We start from the raw sequence: 3,505 nt of genomic DNA, 5'->3' as shown, positions 1-3,505 counted from the left end.
CCTCGAAGATGAATCATTAAAGGACACTTTAAAAAAGATTCTAACTTCAAAACACCAGAAAAATTCAGGAAAAGCAGACACACTAGGATGTTCTTCAAATTCTAGAGATTGCTATTCACACAAGAATCTAGGTTACAAGACAGCCAGAAGAAACTTATTTGGCAATGAAGACCTAGGTCACCTAAAGAATGATGGTGAGTATTACCTCCACGGTGTTTACTGTGAAAACAAGTTCACAACATCTAGAAGCACTGGAACTATTGGACCAATGAGTATTCCTAATAGTAACGTTCTTAACTGTGAGCACACATGGCCACAGAGTAAGTTCACAGGATACCAATCAAGCTACCAAAAATCAGACCTTCACCACCTTTTCCCAACAGATTCTAAAGCTAATAGCTCTCGTGGTAACCATGACTTTGGAGAAGTTAGAGATGGAAAAGATCCAGCTCCTAACTGTCACCTCTCTCAAGTAAGCTCAAGTGGAAACAGAGTATTTGAACCAGCACCTAATCACAGAGGTAATGTTGCAAGAGCAATGATGTACTTCTCAGTTAGATACAATGGAAAAATCAAAGCGGATACAGAAAGGCTGTTTAAGAAATGGCATCAAGAAGATCCAGTTGATGAAGCTGAAATTAAAAGAAATAATGGTGTTTACAGTGTTCAAGGTAACAGAAACCCATTCATCGATTATCCAGAATTAGTTGATTCAATCAGCGACTTCTAAATCACACCTAATGCATCCTGTGTAGACTAAGGTCTATACAGGAAATATCTCAATAAATTATTTCAATGGCGTATATTTTTTAAGTTTTCTCTGAAGAGATTGTCTGTGAATTCCAAGTTTCTTTGCCGCTTGAGATATATTTCCATCACACTCATTTAAGACAAATTCAATGTACTCTCTCTCTTTTCTAGCTAGACTTGGATAAGACTCAACTTCATTATCAATTTGTTGATCTCCAAAGCTCTCTAATAGCTCATCAAACTGAATAGGCTTAGATAGGTATTGCTTTGCTCCCCTTTTTACTGCCTCAACAGCAGTAGAGATTGAGCCAAAGCCAGTGAGAATAATAACCTCCATTTCTGAATTTTCTTTTTTTAATATATCTACAACATCTAGGCCATTATCAATACCGATTCTTAAGTCGACTACGGCCCAGTCATATTTTGTAATTTCTTGCTCTTCTTCTAGCTCCGATATTGAAGTACAGAACTTCGCACTATATCCAAGGTCTTGAAACTCTACCTTTAAGCTCTCGCAGAAGTTTCTATCATCATCAATTATCAATACATTCTTCAAAGGACTACTCCTTGGTCTACTTCAATAATAGCAAGAACATTTCCCTCAATATTTTGTAGAGTGAACTTTGCTCCAATACTTTCTAGGAAGATCTTAGCATTATAAAGGCCTAAACCAGTTCCCTGTTCTTTAGTAGTAACAAAAGGCTCACCAAAATGTTCTAAGACAAGCCTATCTACACTTGAAGACTTATTGATGACCTTTATTTTTAAATTCTTTTTCTCATTTATTAATTCTATAAAGACATTCTCCTCGCCAGAGGCCTCGATAGCATTCTCAATGAGATCAACCATAATTTGAGAGAATGCAATAATTGGAAGCTTATACTTAAACTCAGACACATTGCTCTTAACTTCTATATTCCAGTTTTTAAATTTGATTATATTTTTAATAGAGCTTATTAGGTCAAATTCCTCAAAGTTAAGCTCTTCACTATTTATAGATATTTGCTGAATTCTTTTTAAAGACTTAAGACATGAGTCAGTTGCCCTTGAGAGAGATAACGCATCCTCTCTAGTCTCTTCCCCGCCCTTTCTCTTAATTCTATTTGCTTTGAGTAAAATCGTATTTAACGGTGTGGCCAGTTCATGGCTAAGCCCAGCAGAGAGAAGTCCAAATGCCTTAAGTCTATCCGCTTGCTGAAGCTGGCTAGAGATCTGAACAAGGTTTCTATCCATTTCTTTAAAAGATTTTTGAATCCATGTAATCAATAACCAGAGGATTAGAAGAACAATTGAGCTACCAACGAGATAACTTAAGTTACTGTAGTGAAAGTCATAACTGATAATGACAGGGAGAGGGCTCTTCCAGAGAAAAACTAAACTCATTAAACTAGCAATTAAAATAAACATAGACTCTTTAATATCTAAGAGAAATCCCCCCAATATTAAGTAGATAAATATAAAAGCACTAAAGGGCGTTGCAATTCCCCCACTTAGGAGAATACAAATATCTATAATCACAAGATCAAAGAGAATATTGAAGAAAATATCCCAATTTGAAACACCGTCAACTGACTTCAACTTAGATATTGAATACGAATTAAAGACACCCATTCCCGCAAAAATAAAACATAGATAGAGAGAGATCATGCGGTCTAGATTATAGAGGAGCATAGAAAGGCAAAGTAAAGTAGTTAAGAAAGCTAATAAAATCCAGCGCAAGTGTATCAGAAGTTGAAGCTTCAACTCATTTCGATGCTTTAAATGTCCGTAATTAAATAAACTTTTTTTCATGCTCACCTATTTAAAGACAATATAGGTAATGCAAATCCCCCTGTAAATAGTTGTGCAACAATAAGATGCATGGCCGTTTTGACCTTTGCGTAATATATAGAGTGGATGAAATTACTACTAGCACTTCTCTTATTATCTTTAAGCTCTTTTGGACTAGAGGGCCCTCTATCAGAGGCAAGACTACTAAATGGAAAAAGCGTAACTACCCTTGATACTAAAGATAAGAATACTGTCATATTCTTCTTAAGTGCTTCTTGTCCTTGTACAAAAAATCACATTCCCTACCTACAAGATCTAGGAAAGCAATATCCTAACTTTCAATTCCTAGGTATTCATTCTAATGCCAACGAAACAATCGAAAGTGCAAAAAAAGAGTTTGGAAGTTTTGGCTTCCCTATTGCTTTTGATAAAGACATGAAAATTGCTGATCAATTTAAAGCGACTAAGACCCCTCATGTATTTGTTGTAAACCCAAAGGGAGAGATACTCTTTCATGGTGGAGTTACAAATAGCACAGCTCCAAAAAGAGCGAAGAAGTTTTACTTAAAGAATGCACTTGAAGACATAAAGAACAACAGAGAAGTTAAACAAAAATTTGCAAGAGCACTTGGCTGCTACATCATTAGGTAAATATGTTGAAACTAACCTTAATATTTTCACTATTATTTCTATACTCATGTGGAGAATCTCCACTATTTAACCATGAAAATGAAACTCCTGAAAACCTTCAAGGAACAACAGAGCTAAACTCTGCTCTAAGTTTCAAAAATAGTAATCTCTCAGTAAAAGTAAATTGGCTCAAAGGCCCATACGCAGACCCTAACCTTGAAAATAGCTACTTAATTATCATTCACAATAAAAAAGGTGAATTAGTAGATATACCTAGTGGCCACGAATTCTATAACTGGGGATGGATGCCATCAATGGGTCATGGAACTGCTGATGATGGTTACACTGAAAGAAT

Annotated in this window: 5 protein-coding genes; 3 read left to right on the top strand and 2 right to left on the bottom strand. The window is 35.6% G+C overall.

All coding sequences use genetic code 11. From position 1 onward, the window contains the following. On the top strand, positions 1 to 730 hold a 730-nt coding region (locus ABX784_RS16210), incomplete at its 5' end, for an endonuclease I family protein (protein ID WP_372656106.1). 57 nt (positions 731 to 787) lie between these two features. Here ABX784_RS16210 and ABX784_RS16205 read toward each other — a convergent pair. Both ABX784_RS16205 and ABX784_RS16200 read right to left on the bottom strand, forming a co-directional pair. Further along, the gene (locus tag ABX784_RS16205) at positions 788 to 1,306 is read right to left on the bottom strand and encodes a response regulator transcription factor (protein WP_372656105.1); all 519 of its coding nucleotides are present in this window, start codon (positions 1,304 to 1,306) and stop codon (positions 788 to 790) included. Next, positions 1,303 to 2,541, bottom strand: a complete 1,239-nt coding sequence (locus ABX784_RS16200) for an ATP-binding protein (RefSeq protein WP_372656104.1) — start codon at positions 2,539 to 2,541, stop codon at positions 1,303 to 1,305. The genes ABX784_RS16205 and ABX784_RS16200 overlap by 4 nt, the downstream gene beginning before the upstream one ends. Positions 2,542 to 2,646: 105 nt before the next feature. Between ABX784_RS16200 and ABX784_RS16195 the strand changes: the two genes are divergently transcribed. Both ABX784_RS16195 and ABX784_RS16190 read left to right on the top strand, forming a co-directional pair. Further along, entirely contained in the window at positions 2,647 to 3,171 is a 525-nt protein-coding gene (locus ABX784_RS16195) for a redoxin domain-containing protein (RefSeq protein ID WP_372656103.1), read from the top strand. A gap of 2 nt (positions 3,172 to 3,173) precedes the next feature. Continuing rightward, positions 3,174 to 3,505, top strand: a 332-nt coding sequence (locus tag ABX784_RS16190; RefSeq protein ID WP_372656102.1) for a hypothetical protein, incomplete at its 3' end; no start/stop codon positions are given.

Origin of the sequence: Halobacteriovorax sp., from assembly GCF_041587335.1 — a bacterium.
Taxonomy (GTDB): domain Bacteria; phylum Bdellovibrionota; class Bacteriovoracia; order Bacteriovoracales; family Bacteriovoracaceae; genus Halobacteriovorax.
Note: the sequence above shows the minus strand (reverse complement) of the source record. Positions and strands in the feature narration are given on the sequence as shown.

What these genes read in the sequence shown, in the direction of transcription:
- ABX784_RS16195 (WP_372656103.1), top strand. Translation starts at nt 2,647, where the DNA reads ATGAAATTACTACTAGCACTTCTCTTATTATCTTTAAGCTCTTTTGGA.
- ABX784_RS16200 (WP_372656104.1), bottom strand. Translation starts at nt 2,541, where the DNA reads ATGAAAAAAAGTTTATTTAATTACGGACATTTAAAGCATCGAAATGAG.